This is a genomic window from Streptomyces corchorusii, assembly GCF_001514055.1.
GTDB classification, from domain to species: domain Bacteria; phylum Actinomycetota; class Actinomycetes; order Streptomycetales; family Streptomycetaceae; genus Streptomyces; species Streptomyces olivaceoviridis.
In genome coordinates, this window is sequence record NZ_KQ948352.1 from 42,552 (window position 1) to 63,134 (window position 20,583).

Below are 20,583 nucleotides of genomic sequence, written 5' to 3' on the forward strand. Positions count from 1 at the left end.
GTGGGCTCGGGAGGGCTGGAGCTGCCTCCTGGTGACGAGGGTCACGAGGGGAACTCCACAGACGTCCCGCCCGGCGCGGTGTCCCTGGCCCGGCCGATGGACGCGGGTTCCATCGGTCCGGAGCTGGACTGGGACGCCGACGCCTGGCGCGAGGTGCGCACCCGCGCCCAGCGGGCCGGCCGGGCCTACATCTGGCTGAACCTCGTCGAACAGCGGCTGCGCGCGGTCGTGGCGGCCGTGCTGCGGCCCATCTACGAACCCGTCCACGGCGACGAGTGGGTGGTGGCGGCGGCCGGCCCGGCCGGGCAGGAGTGGGTGCAGCGCGCGGTCGCCGTCCGCGAAGTCAGCCGCCGCAAGGGCTACTTGCTCGACCCGGCCGACGACAACGTGCTCAGCTTCCTCACCCTGCCCCAGCTGCGCGAGCTGATGGTGCAGCACTGGCCGTGCTTCGAGCCGTACTTCGACGAGCGCCGCGACCTCGAACTCGCCCTGGACGAGCTGGAGGTCACCCGCAACGTCGTCTCCCGCAACCGGGCCCTGTCCGAGGCGGTCCTCAGCCAGGCCGAGCGGGCCTCCGCCCGGCTGCTGGAGATGCTCGGCGCCGGCGGTGACGTCCCCTCGGCGCGCCGGCTGCCCGTCGACGCGGTCGAGGACCTGGTCGGCGACCGGTACGCCGACGTCGTCGCCGTCCACGCCGACCGGGTGCGGCTGCTGCGCCAGTTCCCGGCCGAGGACATCTTCGGCGGCGCCCGCCGGCTCGACGCCATCGGTATCGGCCTCAACCTGCTGGTGCAGAACTTCTCCGGGCGGCGCCTGGTCCGGCTCGCCGAGAGCGGCTGCCGGGTGCGGCTGCTCTTCCTCAACCCGGCCTCCAGCTCGGTCAAGCGCCGCGAACGCGAACTCGGGATGAAACGGGGCGAACTGAGCCGTTCGGTCGAGATGAACATCCTGCACATGCGCCGGGTGCGGTCCCGGCTGCGCGATCCGGGCGCGTTCGAGATCCAGGTGTACGACGAGACGCCCCGCTTCACCGCCTACCTCGTGGACGGCGACGGCGCCGACGGCATCGCCGTGGTGCAGTCCTATCTGCGCGGGGCGCGGGGGATGGAGTCGCCGGTGCTGGTGCTGCGCAACGGCAGCCGGTTGGTCAAGTCGGACGACGTGGGCGAAGTTGGACTGTTCCCGACATACCGCGAGGAATTCGAGCTGGCTTGGGCGGATTCGCGCCCGGTGTCCTGAACGGTCGGGGCCGGGTGCCGGGGCGGGCGGGGGCCGGTTCGGGGCCGGGAAGCGGAACGCTGTCGTCTGATTGTCAGTGCCGCGTGCGATGGTGGAGGCCACTGGGGGAAAGCACCACCAAGAAGGGGGGCCGCCCATGGGCTGGCACCGGGAGCTGCTGATCGGCTTCGACCTGGAGACGACCGGGACCGATCCGCGCGAGGCGCGCATCGTCACGGGCGCCGTGATCGAGGTCAGGGCGGGTGAGCCCATGGGGTGCCGGGAATGGCTGGCCGATCCGGGCGTGGAGATCCCGGCCGACGCGGTCGCCGTGCACGGCATCAGCAACGAACGCGCGACGGCCGAGGGCCGCCCGGCCGACCAGGTGGCCGACGCCATCGCCGACGTCCTGGTGTCGTACTGGAAGACGGGCGTTCCGGTCGTCGCCTACAACGCGGCGTTCGACCTCACGCTGCTCTCGGCGGAACTGCGGCGGTACGATCTGCCGTCCCTGACCGACCGGCTGGGCGGCACCCACCCCGCCCCGGTCGTCGACCCGTACACCATCGACCGCTGGGTCGACCGCTACCGCCGCGGCAAACGGAACCTGGAGGCGGTCTGCGCCGAGTACGGCATAGTCCTCGACGCGGCCCACAACGCCACCGCCGACGCCCTCGCCGCGGCGCGGCTCGCGTCCGCGATAGCCGACCGCCACCCGAAGATAGCGTCGCTGGGCCCGGCGGAACTGCACCGCCGCCAGATCGAGTGGTACGCGCAGTGGGCGGCGGACTTCCAGGCGTTCCTGCGGCGCAAGGGGGAGGCGGACGCGGTGGTCGACGGCACGTGGCCGCTAAGGGAGCTGACCGAGGGCCAGCCCGCCTAGCCGTTCCGGTCCGCGGGCGCGTGTGGCGGGCAGTGTGGTCGGCCGTCTCGTCCGGCCGCGTCCGACGGGATCCTCAGAAGGGATACCACCGCACCGTCGCGTCCCCGTCCCGCAGCGACGCCACCCGGCGCCGGAACTCGGCCAGCGCCTTCGGGTTGGACGGCGCGTGCTGGGCCACCCACGCGCAGCTCGCCGTCTCCCGGGCGCCCCGCAGGACCGCGCAGCCCTCCCACTCCCGCACATCCCACCCGTACGCCTCGGTGAAGGAGTCGTACGCCTCCGCCGGCAGCCCGTACCGGTCGCGGGAGAGGGCCATGACGACCAGGTCGTGCTCGCGCAGATCGGCGGAGAAGGTCTCCAGGTCGACCAGGACCGGCCCGTCCGGTCCGACGTGCACATTGCGGGGCAGTGCGTCCCCATGGATCGGCCCCGGCGTCAGATGGGGCGTCAGCGCCGCCGCCTGCGCGGCGAAGCCGTCGCGGCGCGCACGGAGGAATGCCGCGTCCTCAGGGTCGATCGCGTCGCCCGCGAGCCGCAGCCAGCGTTCCACACCGCCCAGCAGATCGCGGGGCGGCACATCGAAGGGAGGGGAGGGCAGTGCGTGCACCCCGCGCAGCAGGACGGCCAGATCCCGCGGCTCGGCCGGCCGTACGGCATCCGGCAGCCGGTGCCACACGGTCACCGGGTGGCCGTCCACCAGCAGCGGCTTCGGCTCGGCCGCCCGAACCGCCGGTACGTGCGCCTCGGCCAGCCAGCCGGCGACGGCCAGCTCGCGCTCGGCCCGCCCCAGCAGCTCCGCGTCCCGGCCCACCTTCACCACCAGGTCGCCGGCCGCGAACACCGCGTTCTCACCGAGGGCCAGGAGCCGTGCGTCCCGGACCGGGTCCGGCAGCACTCCCGCCGCGGCCAGTACGTCCCGCGCGCGTGCCTCGTCCATCGTCCTGCCTCCGTGCCGTCTTCCCGTGCCGTGTCTGTCCGGTCCCCGGCCAGTCTCGCATCCGCCCAGGTCGGCCACCGGGCGCGGGCCCGGCCGTCGTGCGCGGTCCCTTGACGGGGTACCGGGCCTTCACGAACATGAACACGCCAACCGGGGCAGGCAAAGGGGCTGATTCCGTGACATCAGTGGCCGAAGCGCGGACACCACCGGCCGAAGCACGCCGGCCGGCCGGTCGCCGCGCCGCCGATCACAGCGCCTGGTTCCTGGTCCTGCCCGCCCTCATCCCCATCCTCCTGCTCAGCGTCGGCCCGCTGCTCTACGGCATCCTGCTGGCCTTCACCGACGCGCAGTCCGGCCGGACGGCCGCCACCCGGTGGATCGGCGCCCTCAACTTCCGCGACCTGCTGCACGACACCCTGTTCTGGGAGTCGTTCCGGATCGGGCTGGTCTGGGCGGCCGGCGTGACCGTGCCCCAGTTCCTGCTGGCGCTCGGCCTGGCCCTGCTCCTGAACCAGGACTTACGCCTGCGCGGCCTGGCCCGCGCCCTCGCGATCGTGCCCTGGGCGATGCCCGAGGTCGTCGTCGGCATCATGTGGCGCCTCGTCTACAACCCGGACGCCGGCGTCCTCAACGAAACCCTGCGCGACCTCGGCCTCGGCACCGGCCGGGACTGGCTGAGCGGCCTGGCCACCGCGCTGCCCGCGGTCATCGTCGTCGGCGTCTGGGCGGGCCTGCCGCAGACCACGGTCGCCCTGCTCGCCGGACTCCAGAACGTGCCGCGCGAACTCCACGAGGCCGCGGCGGTCGACGGCGCGGGCGCCTGGCGCCGCTTCCGCACCGTCACCTGGCCCGCGCTCCGGCCGGTGGCCCTCGCCATCACCGCGCTCAACCTCATCTGGAACCTCAACTCCTTCGCGCTGGTCTACGTGCTCACGAGCGGCGGACCCGGCGGAAAGACCCGGCTGCCGATGCTCTTCGCCTACGAGGAGGCGTTCCGTTACGGCCAGTTCGGCTACGCGGCGGCGATGGGCTGCGTGCTCGTCGCGGTGGTCGCGGTCCTGCTCGCGGTGTTCCTGGCCGGCCGGCTGCGGGGCGGTGAGGAGGCATGAGGACCCGCCGCGCGGCCCGCGCCGGACAGTACGCCGCCCTCCTCGGCTACCTGCTCTTCCTGGCCTTCCCCTTGCTGTGGCTGCTGTCCACCGCGCTCAAGTCCCCCCGTGAGCTGGGCAGTCTGCACCCCACCTGGCTCCCGCGCCACCCCACCCTGGCCAACGTCCGGCAGGCGTTCGCGGAGCAGCCGCTGGCGCACGCCGCGCTGAACTCCCTGGTGGTGGCGCTCTGCACGGCCGTCGTCGCGGTGTTGATCGCGACCCCGATGGCCTACGTCATGGCCCGGCACCGCTCCCGGCTGACCCGGGCCGCCACGGCGTGGGTGGTGGTCAGCCAGGCGTTCCCCTTCGTCCTGGTGATCATCCCGCTGTTCCTGGTGCTGAAGAACCTGCGGCTGATCGACTCCCTGACCGGGCTGGTGCTGGTGTACGTGGTGTGGGCGCTGCCGTTCGCGCTGTGGATGCTCACCGGGCACGTCCGGGCGGTGCCCGCCGAACTGGAGGAGGCGGCGGCCGTGGACGGTGCCGGACGTCTGAGAACGCTCGTGTCGGTGACGGCGCCGCTGCTCGCACCCGGCATCGCGGCGACGGCCCTGTTCGCGTTCGTCACCGCGTGGAACGAGTTCTTCTTCGCGCTGGTGCTGCTCAAGAGCCCGCAGAGGCAGACCCTGCCGGTGATCCTCACCCACTTCATCGGCGCGGAGGGCGTGGCCGACCTCGGCCCGCTGGCCGCCGCCGCGTTCCTCGCCACCCTCCCCTCCGTCGCCGTCTTCGCGCTCGTCCAGCGGCGGATCACAGGCGGCCTGCTCGTAGGGGCGGTGAAGAGCTGATGGGCGGTGAAGAGCTGATGCGGACCAGAAGCGCCACGGCGCTCGTCGTGCTCCTGCTGCTCCTCGCGGGCTGCACCTCGGGCGCTCGCACGGACGGCGGCCCGATCACCCTGCGCTTCCAGTCCCTGGCCTGGCAGCAGGAGTCCGTCACCGCCAACAAGGAGCTGGTGAAGGAGTGGAACGCGTCCCACCCGGACATCAAGGTCGAGTACGTCCAGGGCAGTTGGGACAGCGTGCACGACCAGTTGCTGACCTCCTTCGAGGGCGGTGAGGCCCCCGACATCGTCCACGACGCCTCCGACGACCTCGCCGACTTCGCCTATGGCGGCTACCTGGCCGACCTGACCGGCCTGCTGCCCGCCCGGCTCAGGTCCGACATCCCTGAGAGCAGCTGGGAGACGACCGCCTTCGGGAACGGCGTCTACGGCGTGCCGTTCCTCCAGGAACCGCGTGTCCTGATCGCGAACGCGGACCGGCTGCGCGCGGCCAAGGTGCGCATACCGACGCCGGAACACCCGTGGAGCTGGGCGGAGTTCCGGCAGGTGGCCAAGCGGCTGAGCGGGCCCGGGCGGTACGGCGTGGCCTGGCCGCTGAAGGAGCCCGTCTCCGCCACGCTCAACCTGTCCCTGTCGGCGGGCGGGCGGCTGTTCCACCGGAACGCGGACGGGAAGGTCACCGTACGGTTCACGGCCGGGGACGCGGTCGTACCGCGCACCGTGCACGACCAGGTCGCCGTCGACCGCAGCGCGCCCGCCTCCACGCTGGGCAGCGGCAGCTCGGACACCCTGCCGGGCTTCTTCGGCGGCCGGTACGCGATGGTCCCGCTGGGCTTCTCCTACCGCCAGCAGATCGCGCAGCAGGCTCCTGAGGGCTTCCGCTGGGAGGTGCTGCCCGCGCCGTCGGGCGCCGACGGGCTCACCCAGGGCGTCAGCCCGCAGACGCTGTCCGTCTCCGCCGACTGCCCGCACAAGAAGGAGGCGGTCGCGTTCATCGACTTCCTGCTGCGGCCGGAGAACATGGTCCGCCTCGCCCTCGGGGACTGGATGCTGCCCACCGGCACCGAGGCCCTGAAGGACCCGGCGCTGCACACCACGGAGAACGGCTGGGCCACCGGCACCGCCCTCGCGGCCCGGCTGCGCCCGGCGCCCGCCCAGTCCGTGCGCGGCTACCCGGAGTGGAAGGACAAGGTGGCCACCCCGGCCTACCAGGAGTACTACAGCGGCGCCATCGGCCTCGCCGAACTGCGCCGTCGCCTGGAGAGAGACGGCAATCTGGTGCTGGCCCGCTACCAGCGCTGAGCGTGACCGCCGGTTTGCACGGGACTCGGCCCGGCACGTGCCGTCGCGCCGGGCGGGAAAATCGATTGAACGAGACGTCTCGTCTCGCCTAGCCTTCGGGACATGACCGCACCCGCCCACATCGCCATGTTCTCCATCGCCGCCCACGGCCATGTGAACCCCAGTCTGGAGGTGATCCGTGAACTCGTCGCCCGGGGGCACCGGGTCACCTACGCCATCCCGCCGGCCTTCGCCGAGAAGGTGGCCGCCACCGGGGCCCGGCCGGTGCCGTACACCTCCACCCTGCCGGGCCCGGACGCCGACCCGGAGGCCTGGGGGACCACCCTGCTGGACAACGTGGAACCGTTCCTGGACGACGCGATCCAGGCGCTCCCGCAGCTCATCGAGGCCTACGCCGACGACACCCCCGACCTCGTCCTGTACGACATCACCTCCTACCCGGCCCGTGTCCTCGCCCACCGCTGGGGCGTCCCGGCGATCTCGCTCTCCCCGAACCTCGTCGCCTGGGAGGGCTACGAGGAGGAGGTCGCCGAGCCGATGTGGGCCGAGCCGAGGAAGACCGAGCGCGGGCGGGTGTACTACGCCCGGTTCGCGGCATGGCTGGCCGAGAACGGGATCAGCCTGGACCCGGACTCCTTCGCCGGCCACCCCGCGCGCTCCCTCGTGCTCATCCCGAAGGTGCTCCAGCCGCACGCCGACCGGGTGGACGAGCGCGTGTACACCTTCGTCGGCGCCTGCCAGGGCGACCGCGCCGACCAGGGCGACTGGCAGCGGCCCGCCGATGCGGAGAAGGTCGTCCTGGTGTCGCTCGGCTCGGCCTTCACCAAGCAGCCCGCCTTCTACCGGGAGTGCGTGCGCGCCTTCGGCGACCTGCCCGGATGGCACGTCGTCCTCCAGGTCGGCCGGCATGTGACCCGCGCCGAGCTGGGCGAGGTGCCGGCCCGGGTCGAGGTGCGCGACTGGGTGCCGCAACTGGCGATCCTGCGGCAGGCCGACCTGTTCGTCACGCACGCGGGCGCCGGAGGCAGCCAGGAGGGGCTGGCGACCGGGACGCCGATGATCGCCGTGCCGCAGGCCGTCGACCAGTTCGGCAACGCCGACATGCTCCAGGCGCTCGGGGTCGCCCGGCACCTGCCCGCCGAGGAGGCCACCGCCGACAGCCTCCGCGAGGCCGCGCTCGCCCTGGTGGACGACCCGGAGGTCGCGCGCCGGCTCAAGGAGGTGCAGGCGGAGATGGCGCAGGAGGGCGGCACCCGGCAGGCGGCCGACCTCATCGAGGCCGAACTGCCGGGCCGCCGCCCGAGGTAGGCGGCCGTCAGAGGTACGCCGTGGTGTCGAGCCGGGCCTTGCAGATGATCGCTCCCGGCCGGGCCCGGTCGACCCCGCTCAGGTCGAAGTGGACGTACTCCGTGCCGAAGGCGTTGCCGCCCGCCACCGCACCCGTCCGCATCTGCTCGCCGGAGGCGTGGCGCACGTACGACTTCACCGGCCTGCGTGTGCGCAGGGTCGTCCGCCGCACCGTCGAGGTGCGACCGCGTAGACGCCGCCTGTGTCGGTGACCAGGAGCCGGCCGGCGTGTTGGTGATCCGGCTGGAGGCCGTGCGGGTGGTGGAAGCCGGTGAGCCGGCGGGCGGCGTCCTCCACCGGCCGCGCCGAACTCGCCGTCGTCACGATCCGGTACGCCCCCAAGCCGGAGCCGCCCGCCGCCCACATCCGCTCCCGTCGCGGGTCCCGCAGCAGGCCGTGCGCCTGGTGGAAGGGGATCGGCGCACCCGCGCGGACCAGCGAGCCGCTGTGGCCGCCGGTGGACCGGAAGACGTGCAGGCTGCGGCCCTTGGCGTCGCTGCCGCCCGGCCCCTTGCTGCGGCCGGCGACCACCACCACGCCGGTGCCGGGGGCCCGCTCGATGGCGTGGGGGTAGTCGGGGACGTTCGCGGACCACAGCAGCTTCTTGTCCCGGCGCCGGTAGACGCTCGCCGTCCCGCTGTCCCAGGTGCGAGCAGGACCTGGCCGTCGCCGCTCGTGTCGCGGCGGAAGCGATGCTCCATGGGATGGCCTGGACCCGCCGGATTCGGCAGCCACTTGACGTGCGCGTCGGTGAACGGCTTGTCGCGGTCGAAGAGGAGGATCCTCCCGGAGTTCACGTCCCCGGTGAGCACGTCGAACGCCGGCGGAGCCGCCGCGCCCGCCGTGTGTGCGGGTGCCGCGGTCGGCAGCCCGGCCGCGGGCACGGCCAGCGCGCCCCTGAGCAGAATCCGCCTGTCCGTGTGGTGCCTCCCCCGTGCTGCGGCGTACCTGTGCGGACAACGAGAGCACGGACAGGGCCCGCCGGTTCGGGAACCGGCGGGCCCTGCGGCAACGGGCGGAATCAGACGGTCAGCCGCTCGCCCCGCTCGGGCACCGGCGCCGCCACCGGCTCGGGGCTCTCGTCGTGGGTGAGGTCCGGCAGGCGGTGCAGCCACTTCGGCAGGTACCAGTTGCGCTCGCCGAGCAGCGCCATCACCGCCGGCAGCAGCACCCCGCGGATGACCGTGGCGTCGATCAGGACCGCCGCGGCCAGGCCCACGCCCATCTGCTTCATGGACTGCATGGAGAGCGTGCCGAAGATCGCGAACACGGCGACCATGATGACCGCGGCGCTGGTGACGACCCCGGCCGTGGTGACCACGCCGTGCCGGATCGCGTCCTTCGTCGTACGGCCGCGCATCCGCGCCTCGCGGATCCGGGAGACCACGAACACGTGGTAGTCCATCGACAGCCCGAACAGGATCACGAAGAGGAACAGCGGCAGCCAGGTGACGATCGCGCCGACGCCCTCCGCGCCCACCAGCGAGGCGCCCCAGCCGTGCTGGAAGACGGCGACGAGGATGCCGTAGGCGGCGGCGACCGACAGCAGGTTGAGCACGATCGACGTGACCGCGACGGTCAGCGAGCGGAACGACAGCAGCATCAGCAGGAAGGCGAAGACGACCACGAACACGAAGACCGGGACGACGGAGCCCATGAGCTGGTCGTTGAAGTCCTTGTTGCCCGCGACCTGTCCGGTCACCGGCGCCCGCACGCCGTCGACCTTGCCGAGCGTGGCGGGCCGCACCTCGTCGCGCAGCTTCTCCAGGCTCCGTGTCGCCCGGTCCATGTCGGAGCCGCCGACCAGCGGCACGGACACCAGGGCCACGTTCTTGGCGTCGTACATCGTGACGTCGACCGGGCCGCGCGAGGCGCCCGAGACGACCGCCTGCCGCTTGAAGTCGGCCAGTGCCCGCCGGACTTCGGGGGCGTTGATGTCCTTGGCCCTGACGACGACCTCGGCCGGTTCGCTGCCGCCGGGGAAGGCGTCGTTGACGCGGTTGTACGTCTGCACGATCGGCAGCGAGTCGCCGAACTCCTGGTCCAGGGTGAGCTGCTGGGTCTTCATGCCGAGCGCGGGCGCGGCGATGGCCAGCAGCGCGCCGGCCGCGACGACGACCGAGACCAGCGGCTTGGCCAGCACGCCCCGCAGCACGGCCGTCCAGAACCGGCTGTCCCCGTTTCCCGTGCGCCTGCGGCGGCCCAGGAACGGAAGCCGCCCCTTCTCGACCCGCTCGCCGAGCAGCGACAGCAGCGCGGGCAGCACGGTCACCGAGCCGACCATGGCGACCGCCACCACCATCAGCGAGGCCAGGCCCATCGCCTCGAACTCGGCCAGCCCGGTGAACAGCATGCCCGCCATCGCCACGCACACCGTGACACCGGAGACGATGATCGCCCGGCCGCTGGTGGCGGCGGCGATCCGCAGGGCGGTGCCGGCGTCCCGGCCGGCCATCCGCTCCTCGCGCTCCCGGCGCAGGTAGAACAGGCAGTAGTCGACACCGACGGCCATACCGACCAGCAGCATCACGGAGTTGGCGGTGTCGCTCATCGGCTGGAGGTGGCTGACCAGGCCCATCAGACCCATCGTCGCCATGATCGCGGTGATCGCGAGGGCCACCGGCAGCAGCGCGGCCACCAGGGCGCCGAACGCGATCAGCAGGATGCCGAGGGCCACCGGCACCGCCGAGTACTCGGCCTGCTGGAAGTCGTCGCCGAAGGCGTCCTTGTACTGCTTCTGTATGCTGGCGCCGCCGATCTCCGCGATTTGCAGCGCGTCATGGTCCTTCTGCACCCCGGCGACGGCCTTGAGCACCGGCTCGATCCGGTCGGCGGCCGTCTCCGCGTCACCGCGCACGTCGAACCGCACCAGCGCGCTGCGGCCGTCCCGGGAGACGGTGTGCGTGTCATACGGGGAGGTCACGCCCGTCACCTGGCCGGTGCCCTCGACGGCCTCGACCACGTCGGCGACGGCCGCGCGGAACTGCGGGCTGGTGGCCTGGACGGCACCGTCCGCCGACTGGATGAGGACCGTCTCCCCGGCCGGCTCCTTGATCCCGGCGTCCTCGATGATCGTCGCGGCGGTGTGCGTCTCGCCCTTGAGCTGATCGCTCTCGTTGACGTCGACCCGGCCCGCCGCCGAGCCGAGGCCCATCGCCAGGACGACGAACACCACCCATATGCCGACGGCCGCCCAGCGGTGCCGGGCGCTCCAGCCGCCGGCGCGGGCGGCCAGCCCCCGCACCCGCACCTCTGTGTTCCCCATGACGGGTCTGCCCCCCTCGTGTGCGGTGACGGCCCCCTGCCGCCACGTCTGCTTGCTCCTGTTCGACGGTAGGGGCGGGATAAAGCCATCTCGTCGTACTGCCCGGTGAACCACGCGGGGCGCGGATCACCGCTGGGGAGGACGGTGGGCCCTTACATCTATCGCCGGTTCTCGGGGGCCGCTCTCAGGGGTGCGGTGTCCGATCCGCCGCCAGGGCCCCCTTTGTCATTGCGAAAGCTTGTTGAACAAGTCACAGCTGTGCACAGGAGTTGAACCCGGCCCCGTCGATCAGCCAGAGTTTCGCCAAGCCGGCCGACGCCCGATCCGGCGTGCGCCGAGCGCGGCCGTCGTGCCCGCCCCCACGGGGCACGACGGCCGCACCGCACCAGCGCCTCCGGCCCGGACGTGTGTGCGAGGCTCTGCCCATGCGCTACATCATCATCGGGGCCGGCGCGGTGGGCGGTACCGTCGGCGGGCGGCTGGCCCAGGCCGGCCGGGAGGTCGTCCTCGTCGCCCGGGGCCCGCACCTGGCCGCCCTCCAGGAGCACGGACTGCGACTGCGGGTTCCCCAGGGCGAGTCGACGCACCGGCTGCGCGCCGTCGACGGGCCGGAACCGCTCGGCGAACTGCGCGCCGACGACGTCCTCGTCCTCGCCGTGAAGACCCAGGACACCGTGGCCGCCCTGGAGACCTGGGGCGACGTGCCCGTCGCCGGTGGCGGCACGGCGGCCGGACTGCTGCCGCTGGTCTGCCTCCAGAACGGCGTCGAGGGCGGCCGGCTGGCGCTGCGCCGCTTCCGGCACGTGTACGGCGTCTGCGTCTGGCTGCCGTCGACCTTCGTGGAACCCGGAGTCGTCTCCGCCGCCGGCGCCCCCCTCACCGGCGTCCTGCACCTCGGCCGTCTCCCGCACGGCACCGACGACACCGCCCGCCGGATCGCCGCCGACCTCGCGGACGCCCACTTCGAGGCGCCGGTGGTGCCCGACGTGGCCCGCTGGCAGTACGCCAAGCTGCTCGGCAACCTCGGCAACGCCCTCGAAGCGGTCAGCGGGCCGGTGGCGAGCGAGGAGGCGCGGGCCCTGTTCGCGCGCGTGCGGGCCGAGGGGGAGGCCGTGCTGGACGCCGCCGGCATCCCGTACGCCGGCGCGGAGGAGCAGCGCGCGGCCCGCGGCGACAAGGTCACCCTGGTCCCGCTGGACGGCGCTCCCCGCGGCGGCGGCTCCTCCTGGCAGTCCCTGGTCCGGGGCACCGGCACCATCGAGGCGGACTACCTCAACGGCGAGATCGTCCTGCTCGGCCGGCTGCACGGCGTCCCCACCCCGCTGAACGAACTGCTGCGCGCTCTTGCCAACCGGTTCGCCCGGGAGCACCGGGCGGCGGGCTCGTTGCCCGTCGCCGACCTGGTCCGGCTGGCCGACGAGGCGGTGCGCGTCTGACCGCCGACTGAATTGGGCCAGGGGAACGGTGAGGGATTGGGACGGGATTCCGGACCACTCGGGCACTAGCGTCGGCGCCATGACGCACAGCAGCACCGCCACGGACCCGGACACCGCCGCCACCAGCGCCCCGACCCGGGTCGACTTCTTCTTCGATCCCGCCTGTCCCTTCGCCTGGATCACCTCCCGCTGGCTGCTGGAGGTGGAGCGGTTGCGCCCGCTCGACCTGCGGTTCCGGGCGATGAGCCTGTACCTGCACAACACCGGCAACGAACTGCCCGACTGGTACCGCGATTTGGTGGACCGCTCGACCGGGCCCGTGCGGGTCGCCGTGGCCGCCGCCGAACGGTACGGCGAGAAGGTGCTGCGCGACCTGTACACGGCGTTCGGCACCCGCATCCACGAACAGGGCGTCGAGGACTTCGACACCGTGATCACCGACTCGCTGGCCGGGCTCGGGCTCCCCGCCGGCCTGTCGGCCGTCGCCCACGACCCGTCGTACGACGACGCGGTCCGCCGCAGCCACGCGGCCGGCACCGAGCCGGAGACCGGCGGATACGTCGGCACACCCACCCTGCACATCGACGGCACCGTCTGGTTCGGACCCGTGCTGCGCGCCGTCCCGCGCGGCGCCGAGGCGGCCGAACTCTTCGACGCCTTCCGGGTGTTGGCCCGGCACCCCGACTTCTTCGAACTGAAGCGCACCCGCACCGGTCGGCTGCGGTTCGACTGACCCGGAGCGGGTTGGCCGATAACCGCCCCTCCGGCGGGCCGGCCGCGCCGGGCGTGTGACACGGCGCCGCCGTCCGGCGCAGAACCAAGAGCCACCGCGGTCCGACGTCACAGGGGAGCGCCGGACCGCGGCGGCCGATACCACACGACCGCCCCCCGGCACCGCCCCTCACCGAACCAGGCGACAAACCCGCGGCGTTCTCCCTAGGGTGAACCGCGCGGAAGGCCTGAGGGGGACGGACGGATGAGTGTGACGGGCAGACCATTGCCGTCATCGCCGCAGTACCGCGAGGACGGCGTGTCCCGGCGCCTGAGCGCCCCGGTGCACCTCGACGACGACTTCGCCCTGTACGCCGACCGGACGCTCACCGCAGACCGGCTCAACGCGATCGGGCTCGGCCTCGCCATCGACGCCGTCGCCCTCGCCCGGCACGCGCGCGTGGCCACCCGCCGCCGCGCCGCCCCCGACCGCCGGCCCGCGTGCCTCCAGACGGCCGTGACCCTCGCACTCCTCGCCGGTCTCCGGGGGCTGGTCAACGGAGACCGGTCACTCGGACGGGTGGCGATTTCCGGCCCTCTCGGCGCCTGTGCGATCGCCTGGACACTGGTCCGCCACACCCGGGCGCGCGGCCGTGCCATGGCGCGGGACGCGTTCCTCCGCGCCGACAGCTCCGAGCAGACCGTGCCGCCGGTGGAACCAGAGGCCGAGGCCGCGCCGCACGACCTGAACGCGCTGCCGACGCGCCCGTTCGACGTCGTCGACCCGCACATCTCCGGGGCACGGCACATGGAGACCATCTCCGGGCTCCAGGGACTGCGGGCCAGGAACCGGCTCCACGTCCTCGGCAGCAACGCCCACCTCATACCCGGGCTGGTGCCCGACCCCTGGGAGGTGGCCGCCTGCGCGATACCGCCGCAGGACGGCCGCTGCCCCCTTCGGCGCCCACGGGACGATCGTCCCGGGCGGGCAGCAAGGGACCGGACCCCAGGCCGGCCCCGGCCCTACGGGATCAGGCCCGCCCGCGCCGAAGCCGTAACCGCAATCCCACCCATCCGACGGCCCCTCCGGTCCGGGGCGGGCCGCCGGACCGCGAGCGAGGACAGGACATGAGCACCTACAACTTCGGCAACGTCAACGGCCCCGCCCACTTCGGCGACCCCGGCCAGAACCAGGTCAGCCACGCCCACCCCGACCTGCCCACCATGATGGACCTCGCCCAGCGGCTCACCGACACGCTGCGCGCCGAGTACCCGGAACTGGTGCCCCAGGGCGAGATCATCCAGGCCCAGTTCCAGGAGTCCGCCGAGGACGGCCTGCCGCCGAACCGCGGCCGGATCCGCTCCGCGCTGGAGACGATCGCCATCGCGGCCTCGGCCGGCACCGGCAGCCTCGCCTTCACCCAGCAGATGATCAACGCCCTCGGGCTGTGACCGGCCGGAGCCCCGTCGCCACGGAGCTTCGGCCACGGCACGTCACCGGGCCCGCACCCCCGCCCGGACCCCGCCGCCGAGGCCGAGCCCCGACCGCAGTGGCACCGTCCGGCCGGGCCCGACCTTCCGCGCGGTGCCGTCCGAGCGGGTCCCCGTCCAGGTCTCCCGCGAACGGTTGGCGAGCCCGGACCGCCCTGGATTCCTCAGGTGTTCGACCAGCTCCGCGAGGAGCGCCGCGTTCGAACGGCCGTGCCGCGTCGGCTCGGACAGCAGACGGCGGGCCTGCACCAGGGCGGCGCGGCGCAGCCGGACGTGGCGCTCGGTGCGCGGCAGGGGAGCGGTCACCGGCGGCAGCGCCGGCCGGCCCCGCACCCCCCAGCGGTCCCGCGGCGGCGGGTTCGCCCGGCTCTGTCATGTTCTGCCGCCCGCACGAGGCGGCAGCCCGCCCAGTGGGGTGCGCGGGCGGTGCGGCCGCGTCTGCGCCGGCGCGTCCGCCAGGCACTCGGCGGCGTCCCGCTGCCCGCCGGTCGAGCGAGGGGCGCAGTCGGGCCGCTGCGAGCAGACCGGCCGCCTCGTCGGGGTGGACGCCTGCCTCGCCGCCCGGCGGAACCGCGGTCCTCCTCGGGGCGCTCCTGGAGCAGGCTGATCAGCTGGTAGAGGACGATCCGGCGGGGCGCCCGCGGGTCGGCGCGGTGCAACTCGGCCAGTCGCGCGGCGAGCGGGGCGACGGCGGGACCCGCGGACCGGGTCAGGCCCTCCGGCAGCGGCGCGTCCACCCGGCGCCGGCCACGCGTCCCGGCGGGCACCAACAGCCCGTCCAGCACCCGAAATCCACCGGTGCCGGCCGCAGGCATCACCCCGAGGCCAGGGGCGCGGACCGCGCGCCCAGCCACCACGGAACCGCCGACGTCCGCGCACGCCAACGGCACGGCACGGCACGGCGGCGGTTACGCGCCGAGGGCCGCCACGGCCGGCCGGCAGGCCGCGGCGTACCGCTCCAGCACCACCCGCGCCACCTCCGGGGCGGGGCCGAGCACCTCGGCGAGCACGTCCGCCCCGGCCGCGCCGCGCGCGATCCGGTCCGGCAGGAAGCCGGGGGCCAGGACGTACGGCGCGACGGCGACCCGCTCGCAGCCGAGGGCGCGCAGCTCACGTACCGCGTCCTCGGTGCGCGGAAGGGACGCGGAGGCGAACGCGGGTCGCACGGCGCACCAACCGGTGTGCCACCACTCCCGCGCGATGTCGGCGATCACCGCGATCGCCTCCGGGTCGGAGGACCCCGCCGAGGCCAGTACGACCCCGGTCGAGGACTTGTCGGCGGGCGACAGGCCCGCCTCGGACAGCCGCCGTTCCAGCGCGGACAGCAGCAGCGGGGACGGGCCGAGCACGTCCGCCTGCCGTATCCGCAGCCGCGCCGGCGCGTCCCGCAGTACGGCGGGGATGTCGGCCTTGGCGTGGAACGCGCGGGTCAGCAGCAGCGGCAGGGCGACGACGTCCCGTACCCCCTCCGCCGCCAGCGACCGAAGCACCCCGTGCACCGACGGGACGTTGAAGTCCAGGAACCCGGTCTCCACGCGCAGGCCCGGCCGCAGCGACCGCACCCGCTCCACCAGGGCGTGCACGGTCGCCGCGTGCCGCGCGTCGCGGCTGCCGTGGGCGATGACGAGGAGGACCGGACGGCGCATGGTCAGCCCTTCACCAGCAGACCGCGGCTGCGCAGCACCCACCGCTCCAGCGGGCTGAAGATGAGCAGGTCGATGGCGATGCCGACGAACAGGATCAGGAAGATGGCCTCGAACACCATGGACATGGAGCTGGCGTTGCGGCCGTTCTCCAGCAGCGCGCCCAGGCCGATGCCGAGGTCGGGGGAGGATGCGATGATCTCCGCGGCCATCAGCGAGCGCCAGGAGAAGGCCCAGCCCTGCTTCAGGCCCGCGAGGTAGCCCGGCAGCGCGGCCGGCAGGACGATGTGCCAGGCGCCCCTCACCCCGGTCGCGCCCATCGTGCGGCCCGCCCGCAGGAACAGCGGCGGCACCTGGTCGATGCCGGAGACCAGGCCGTTGGCGATCGACGGGACCGCGCCGAGCAGGATCACCGCGTACATCATCGAGTTGTCCAGGCCCAGCCAGATCACCGCCGGCGGCACCCACGCCACCGACGGCAGCGACTGAAGACCGGACAGCACCGGGCCGATGGCGGCGCGCACGAACTTCACCCGCGCCACCAGCAGACCGAGCGGGGTGCCGATGGCCAGCGCGAACAGGAAGCCCAGCAGACCGCGCGAGACGCTGGTCCAGATGTAGCCCAGCAGCGTGCCCTCCAGCCAGGCGCGCTTGAACTCGCCGCCGACGTCGGCGGGGGAGGGCAGCTTCGTCGGGTCGTCGACGACCTTGAAGGAGATCAGCGCCTGCCACACGACCAGCACCACCACGGTGGCGATGACCGGCGGCAGGATCTTGCTGGTGAACGTCTGCCGGAACGGCGTACGGCCGGTGGCGACGACCTCCAGGGCGTCCAGGCCCGCCTCGACGCTCCCCGCGTCCGTGACGGTCTTGGTCTCAGTGCTGGCCATGACGCCGGATCTCCCCACGCAGGACTTCGGTGATCTCCAAGGACAGTTCGGCGACCGGCGCGTCCTCGATGCGCCGCGGCTGCGGAATGTCCACCCGCCACTCACGGGCCACCCGGCCCGGCCGGGACGACAGCAGCACCACCCGCTGCGCCAGCCGTACCGCCTCGCGCACGTTGTGCGTGACGAACAGGACGGACACGCCGGTCTCCGCCCAGATCCGGGTCAGCTCGTCGTGCAGCAGGTCCCGGGTGATCGCGTCCAGCGCGGCGAACGGCTCGTCCATCAGCAGCAGTTGGCTGTCCTGCGCGAGCGCGCGGGCCATGGCCACGCGCTGGCGCATACCGCCGGACAGTTCGTGCACCCGCTTGCCGTACGAGCCCTGCAACCGGACCAGTTCGAGCAGCTGCTCGGCCCGCTCGCGGCGCTCGTTCTTCGGCACGCCCCTGAGTCTTAGGGCGAGTTCGATGTTCTTGCCCGCGGTCAGCCACGGGAACAGGGCGTGCTCCTGGAACATCAGGGCCGGCCGCCCGTCGGTCGCGATGCTGCCGGCGGAGGGCCGGTCCAGCCCCGCCACCAGGTTCAGCAGCGTCGACTTGCCGCAGCCCGAGGCCCCCAGGAGGGTGACGAACTCACCCGGTGCGACATCGAGGCTGATGTCGTCCAGGACGAGCTGCTGTCCGCCCGGGGTCGCGAAGGACTTCGAGACGTGCTCGATGCGTGCCGCGTGCTCGACCGTCTCGGCGGCCTCGGCGAAGGTCGTTGCCATGGTCGTCACCTCCTGGGAACTCATCGGCTACGGGACTTACTCGGCGCCGAGTCCGGCGTCGCTGACGCTGCGCTCGCCCTCGGCCTTGAGGACCTTGTTCAGGAGGGTGAGGTCGTAGATGCCGTCCAGCTTGGGGTTCTCCAGCAGGCCGGCCTTGACGGCGTGCTTCGCCTCGGTGTCGAGGGTCGCGGCGAGCGGGTCGTCGGTGAACTGGATGGACTTCCACGCCGGGTCCAGCACCTTCGCGGGCAGCTCCTTGCCGGAGTCGACGCCCAGCTGCTTGTTCGCCGCGGCCTTCGCCTCGTCCGGGTTGGCGTTGATCCACTTGTTGGTCTCGACCGACGCCTTGAGGACCGCCTCGACGGCCTTCGGGTGCTCCTTGAGGAACTTCTGCGACACGATGACGTTCGTGATCACGAACTTCTTGTCCGGCCACAGCGCCGACTCGTCCAGCAGCACCTTGCCGCCCTCGGCGACCAGCTTGGACGCGGTCGGCTCCGGCACCCAGGCGCCGTCGATGGAGCCGGACTTGTAGGCGTCCGGGGTCACCTTGTTGTCCGTGCGGACGACGGACACGTCACCCTTGCCGCTCTGCGCGTCGACCTTCCAGCCCTGCTCGGCCACCCAGTTGAGGAACGCCACGTCCTGCGTGTTGCCGAGCTGCGGGGTCGCGATCTTCTTGCCCTTGACGTCCTTCAGGGACGTGATCTTCTTCGGGTTGACGACCAGCTTCACGCCGCCGGAGGCCGAACCGCCGATGATCCGCAGGCTCTTGCCGTCGGACTTGGTGTAGCCGTTGATCGCCGGGGAGGGACCGATCCAGCCGATGTCGATGGCACCCGAGTTCAGCGCCTCGATCTCGGACGGACCGGCGTTGAAGATCTGGTACTTGGCCTCGGTGGCGCCCAGCTCCTTCTGGAAGAAGCCCTTCTGGTTGCCGACCAGGGCGGTGGCATGGGTGAGATTGCCGAAGTAACCGATCTTGACGGAGTCGAGACCGTCGATCTTCTTGGCGCCGGTGGCGATCTTGGCGCCCGCGTTGTCGTCCTTGGAGTCGGACCCGTAGCCGCAGGCAGCGAGGGACAGCAGGGGCAGTGCGGCGATCGCGGCGAGTCCGCGGCGGAGCAGAGCGGAGCGGTTGGCAGGCACGGGAGGCTTTCCTCTCGTTGGCCCGGCGGTCACGGTCTCTCAGGTCGTGGCCGGGAGTCGGCAAAGGGTCTTCGTCGCTTCCGGGACGGGGGTCCCCCCGCTTGCGAGCGAAGCCGAGCATGTGGGGGAAGGTGGGGGGACGGGGCGCGCAGGCAGTGCGCGTACGTCACGGCGCACATCGCGCGACCCCGCCCTGCCCGCTGCCGAGGGCGCCGCTGCCGACACGGCCGCCCTCCTTGGCGAACGTCGCGTAGAAATCGGTGGAGTTCATGCTCAGAAGTCCCAGCCGTCGTCGTCGGCCGCGTCCTTGACCGGCTCGGGGGACGCGAAGGACTCGCCGACCATGCCCGCGGTGAGCGTGGTGCCGTCGGCGGGGTCGATCAGGATGAAGGAGCCCGTGCGGCGCGAGTCGGCGTAGGAGTCGACCGGCAGCGGCTCGGCGGTACGGATCTTCACCCGGCCGATGTCGTTGGCGACGAGCTGTCCCGGGTGCGGGTGCAGGGACAGGTCGTCGAGGGTCAGCCGGGACGGGATGTCCTTCACGATCGCCTTGACCGTGCGGGTGCCGTGCTTGAGCAGCACCCGGTGGCCGACGGTCAGCGGCGCGTCGGCGACGTGGCAGACGGTCGCCTCCACGTCCTGCGTGGTGGCCGGGGCGTCCTTCGTCGGCACGATCAGGTCGCCGCGCGAGACGTCGATGTCGTCCGCGAGCAGCACCGTCACCGACTGCGTCGTCCAGGCCACGTCGACCGGCTCGCCGAGCAGGTCGATCCCGGAGATCGTCGAGGTACGGCCGGACGGCAGGACGGTGACCTGATCGCCCACCCGGAACGTACCGGCCGCGATCTGGCCCGCGTAGCCCCGGTAGTCCGGGTGCTCGGCGGTCTGCGGCCGGATCACGTACTGCACGGGCAGCCGCGCGTGGCAGTGCGCCAGGTCGTGGCTGACCGGCACGGTCTCCAGGTGCTCCAGCACGGTCGGGCCGCCGTACCAGTCCATGTGCGCGGACGGCTCCACCACGTTGTCGCCGGCCAGCGCCGAGATCGGGATCGCGGTGACCTCCGGGACGCCCAGCTCGGTCGCGTACGCCGTGAACTCCTCGGCGATCGCGGCGAACACCCCCTCCTCGTACCCGACGAGGTCCATCTTGTTGACGGCGAGGACGACGTGCGGGACGCGGAGGAGCGCGGCGATGGCCGCGTGCCGGCGGGTCTGCTCGACCACGCCGTTGCGGGCGTCGACCAGGATCACCGTCAGCTCGGCCGTGGAGGCGCCGGTGACCATGTTGCGGGTGTACTGCACATGGCCCGGGGTGTCGGCGAGGATGAACCGGCGGCGCGGGGTCGCGAAGTAGCGGTAGGCGACGTCGATGGTGATGCCCTGCTCGCGTTCGGCGCGCAGGCCGTCGGTGAGCAGCGCGAGGTCCGGGGCGTCCTGGCCCCGGCTCGCGGAGGCGCGCTCGACGGCCTCCAGCTGGTCGGCGAGGACCGACTTGGAGTCGTGCAGCAGCCGTCCGACGAGCGTGGACTTGCCGTCGTCGACGGAGCCGGCGGTGGCGAACCGCAGCAGGGTGGTGTCCGAGAGCGCCTCGGTCGTGGTCGTGCTCATGC

At 72.9% G+C, this 20,583-nt stretch carries 19 protein-coding genes and 1 pseudogene; 10 read left to right on the forward strand and 10 right to left on the reverse strand.

The window, feature by feature from the left end:
- Both AQJ11_RS04360 and AQJ11_RS04365 read left to right on the forward strand, forming a co-directional pair.
- Positions 1 to 1,239 carry an SAV2148 family HEPN domain-containing protein gene (locus tag AQJ11_RS04360; protein WP_014675717.1) on the forward strand — a complete coding sequence of 413 codons (1,239 nt, stop codon included), beginning with the start codon at positions 1 to 3 and terminating at the stop codon, positions 1,237 to 1,239.
- A gap of 136 nt (positions 1,240 to 1,375) precedes the next feature.
- Positions 1,376 to 2,101 (forward strand): 3'-5' exonuclease, encoded by a 726-nt coding sequence (locus tag AQJ11_RS04365; RefSeq protein ID WP_014675718.1) that lies wholly within the window; start codon positions 1,376 to 1,378, stop codon positions 2,099 to 2,101.
- Between the two features lie 73 nt (positions 2,102 to 2,174).
- Here AQJ11_RS04365 and AQJ11_RS04370 read toward each other — a convergent pair whose 3' ends face one another.
- A complete protein-coding gene (locus AQJ11_RS04370; protein WP_059261942.1) occupies positions 2,175 to 3,038 on the reverse strand; it encodes a phosphotransferase enzyme family protein in 864 nt (287 codons plus the stop codon).
- A gap of 185 nt (positions 3,039 to 3,223) precedes the next feature.
- On the opposite strand from AQJ11_RS04370, the gene AQJ11_RS04375 reads away from it, so the two are divergent.
- The 4 genes and pseudogenes from AQJ11_RS04375 to mgt all read left to right on the forward strand — a co-directional run bounded on the left by AQJ11_RS04375 (position 3,224) and on the right by mgt (position 7,583).
- Positions 3,224 to 4,147 carry a carbohydrate ABC transporter permease gene (locus AQJ11_RS04375; RefSeq protein WP_014675720.1) on the forward strand — a complete coding sequence of 308 codons (924 nt, stop codon included), beginning with the start codon at positions 3,224 to 3,226 and terminating at the stop codon, positions 4,145 to 4,147.
- Positions 4,144 to 4,977 carry a carbohydrate ABC transporter permease gene (locus AQJ11_RS04380; RefSeq protein ID WP_014675721.1) on the forward strand — a complete coding sequence of 278 codons (834 nt, stop codon included), beginning with the start codon at positions 4,144 to 4,146 and terminating at the stop codon, positions 4,975 to 4,977. The genes AQJ11_RS04375 and AQJ11_RS04380 overlap by 4 nt, the downstream gene beginning before the upstream one ends.
- Positions 4,978 to 4,994: 17 nt before the next feature.
- Positions 4,995 to 6,275 (forward strand): ABC transporter substrate-binding protein, encoded by a 1,281-nt coding sequence (locus tag AQJ11_RS04385; protein ID WP_175252298.1) that lies wholly within the window; start codon positions 4,995 to 4,997, stop codon positions 6,273 to 6,275.
- Positions 6,276 to 6,340: 65 nt separating this feature from the next.
- Positions 6,341 to 7,583 (forward strand): annotated as a pseudogene (mgt, locus tag AQJ11_RS04390) (macrolide-inactivating glycosyltransferase).
- 7 nt (positions 7,584 to 7,590) lie between these two features.
- Here mgt and AQJ11_RS50735 read toward each other — a convergent pair.
- The 3 genes from AQJ11_RS50735 to AQJ11_RS04400 form a co-directional block, all read right to left on the reverse strand.
- On the reverse strand, positions 7,591 to 7,761 hold the full coding sequence (locus AQJ11_RS50735) for a hypothetical protein (protein WP_244218101.1): 171 nt from the start codon (positions 7,759 to 7,761) through the stop codon (positions 7,591 to 7,593).
- The gene (locus AQJ11_RS50740; RefSeq protein ID WP_244218102.1) at positions 7,758 to 8,357 is read right to left on the reverse strand and encodes a hypothetical protein; all 600 of its coding nucleotides are present in this window, start codon (positions 8,355 to 8,357) and stop codon (positions 7,758 to 7,760) included. The genes AQJ11_RS50735 and AQJ11_RS50740 overlap by 4 nt, the downstream gene beginning before the upstream one ends.
- A 286-nt stretch (positions 8,358 to 8,643) precedes the next feature.
- Entirely contained in the window at positions 8,644 to 10,887 is a 2,244-nt protein-coding gene (locus tag AQJ11_RS04400) for an MMPL family transporter (RefSeq protein ID WP_107120783.1), read from the reverse strand.
- A gap of 425 nt (positions 10,888 to 11,312) precedes the next feature.
- On the opposite strand from AQJ11_RS04400, the gene AQJ11_RS04405 reads away from it, so the two are divergent.
- The 4 genes from AQJ11_RS04405 to AQJ11_RS04420 all read left to right on the forward strand — a co-directional run bounded on the left by AQJ11_RS04405 (position 11,313) and on the right by AQJ11_RS04420 (position 14,486).
- On the forward strand, positions 11,313 to 12,323 hold the full coding sequence (locus tag AQJ11_RS04405) for a ketopantoate reductase family protein (RefSeq protein WP_059261945.1): 1,011 nt from the start codon (positions 11,313 to 11,315) through the stop codon (positions 12,321 to 12,323).
- Between the two features lie 79 nt (positions 12,324 to 12,402).
- The gene (locus AQJ11_RS04410) at positions 12,403 to 13,056 is read left to right on the forward strand and encodes a mycothiol-dependent nitroreductase Rv2466c family protein (RefSeq protein WP_059261946.1); all 654 of its coding nucleotides are present in this window, start codon (positions 12,403 to 12,405) and stop codon (positions 13,054 to 13,056) included.
- A 243-nt stretch (positions 13,057 to 13,299) separates the two neighbouring features.
- A complete protein-coding gene (locus AQJ11_RS04415; RefSeq protein WP_244218103.1) occupies positions 13,300 to 14,166 on the forward strand; it encodes a hypothetical protein in 867 nt (288 codons plus the stop codon).
- Positions 14,163 to 14,486, forward strand: coding sequence for a hypothetical protein (locus tag AQJ11_RS04420; RefSeq protein ID WP_014675730.1), 324 nt, complete (start codon positions 14,163 to 14,165; stop codon positions 14,484 to 14,486). Before AQJ11_RS04415 ends, AQJ11_RS04420 begins: the two co-directional genes overlap by 4 nt.
- A gap of 42 nt (positions 14,487 to 14,528) precedes the next feature.
- On the opposite strand, the gene AQJ11_RS04425 is transcribed toward AQJ11_RS04420, so the two are convergent.
- From AQJ11_RS04425 to AQJ11_RS04455, 6 genes are all read right to left on the reverse strand, one after another.
- Positions 14,529 to 14,831 (reverse strand): hypothetical protein, encoded by a 303-nt coding sequence (locus AQJ11_RS04425; protein WP_059262251.1) that lies wholly within the window; start codon positions 14,829 to 14,831, stop codon positions 14,529 to 14,531.
- A gap of 602 nt (positions 14,832 to 15,433) precedes the next feature.
- Positions 15,434 to 16,171, reverse strand: a complete 738-nt coding sequence (locus AQJ11_RS04430; protein ID WP_014675732.1) for a sirohydrochlorin chelatase — start codon at positions 16,169 to 16,171, stop codon at positions 15,434 to 15,436.
- A gap of 2 nt (positions 16,172 to 16,173) precedes the next feature.
- Positions 16,174 to 17,058, reverse strand: coding sequence for an ABC transporter permease (locus tag AQJ11_RS04435; protein WP_014675733.1), 885 nt, complete (start codon positions 17,056 to 17,058; stop codon positions 16,174 to 16,176).
- On the reverse strand, positions 17,045 to 17,824 hold the full coding sequence (locus tag AQJ11_RS04440; protein ID WP_041665544.1) for an ABC transporter ATP-binding protein: 780 nt from the start codon (positions 17,822 to 17,824) through the stop codon (positions 17,045 to 17,047). The genes AQJ11_RS04435 and AQJ11_RS04440 overlap by 14 nt, the downstream gene beginning before the upstream one ends.
- A 36-nt stretch (positions 17,825 to 17,860) precedes the next feature.
- The gene (locus tag AQJ11_RS04445; RefSeq protein ID WP_014675735.1) at positions 17,861 to 18,973 is read right to left on the reverse strand and encodes an aliphatic sulfonate ABC transporter substrate-binding protein; all 1,113 of its coding nucleotides are present in this window, start codon (positions 18,971 to 18,973) and stop codon (positions 17,861 to 17,863) included.
- A gap of 273 nt (positions 18,974 to 19,246) precedes the next feature.
- Positions 19,247 to 20,581, reverse strand: coding sequence for a sulfate adenylyltransferase subunit 1 (locus AQJ11_RS04455; protein WP_014675736.1), 1,335 nt, complete (start codon positions 20,579 to 20,581; stop codon positions 19,247 to 19,249).
- Between the last annotated feature and the right edge of the window lie 2 nt (positions 20,582 to 20,583).

What these genes read in the sequence shown, in the direction of transcription:
- AQJ11_RS04405 (WP_059261945.1), top strand. Translation starts at nt 11,313, where the DNA reads ATGCGCTACATCATCATCGGGGCCGGCGCGGTGGGCGGTACCGTCGGC.
- AQJ11_RS04370 (WP_059261942.1), bottom strand. Translation starts at nt 3,038, where the DNA reads ATGGACGAGGCACGCGCGCGGGACGTACTGGCCGCGGCGGGAGTGCTG.
- AQJ11_RS04455 (WP_014675736.1), bottom strand. Translation starts at nt 20,581, where the DNA reads ATGAGCACGACCACGACCGAGGCGCTCTCGGACACCACCCTGCTGCGG.
- AQJ11_RS04420 (WP_014675730.1), top strand. Translation starts at nt 14,163, where the DNA reads ATGAGCACCTACAACTTCGGCAACGTCAACGGCCCCGCCCACTTCGGC.
- AQJ11_RS04400 (WP_107120783.1), bottom strand. Translation starts at nt 10,887, where the DNA reads ATGGGGAACACAGAGGTGCGGGTGCGGGGGCTGGCCGCCCGCGCCGGC.
- AQJ11_RS04385 (WP_175252298.1), top strand. Translation starts at nt 4,995, where the DNA reads ATGCGGACCAGAAGCGCCACGGCGCTCGTCGTGCTCCTGCTGCTCCTC.
- AQJ11_RS04435 (WP_014675733.1), bottom strand. Translation starts at nt 17,058, where the DNA reads ATGGCCAGCACTGAGACCAAGACCGTCACGGACGCGGGGAGCGTCGAG.
- AQJ11_RS04380 (WP_014675721.1), top strand. Translation starts at nt 4,144, where the DNA reads ATGAGGACCCGCCGCGCGGCCCGCGCCGGACAGTACGCCGCCCTCCTC.
- AQJ11_RS04440 (WP_041665544.1), bottom strand. Translation starts at nt 17,824, where the DNA reads ATGGCAACGACCTTCGCCGAGGCCGCCGAGACGGTCGAGCACGCGGCA.
- AQJ11_RS04410 (WP_059261946.1), top strand. Translation starts at nt 12,403, where the DNA reads ATGACGCACAGCAGCACCGCCACGGACCCGGACACCGCCGCCACCAGC.
- AQJ11_RS04365 (WP_014675718.1), top strand. Translation starts at nt 1,376, where the DNA reads ATGGGCTGGCACCGGGAGCTGCTGATCGGCTTCGACCTGGAGACGACC.
- AQJ11_RS04415 (WP_244218103.1), top strand. Translation starts at nt 13,300, where the DNA reads ATGAGTGTGACGGGCAGACCATTGCCGTCATCGCCGCAGTACCGCGAG.
- AQJ11_RS04430 (WP_014675732.1), bottom strand. Translation starts at nt 16,171, where the DNA reads ATGCGCCGTCCGGTCCTCCTCGTCATCGCCCACGGCAGCCGCGACGCG.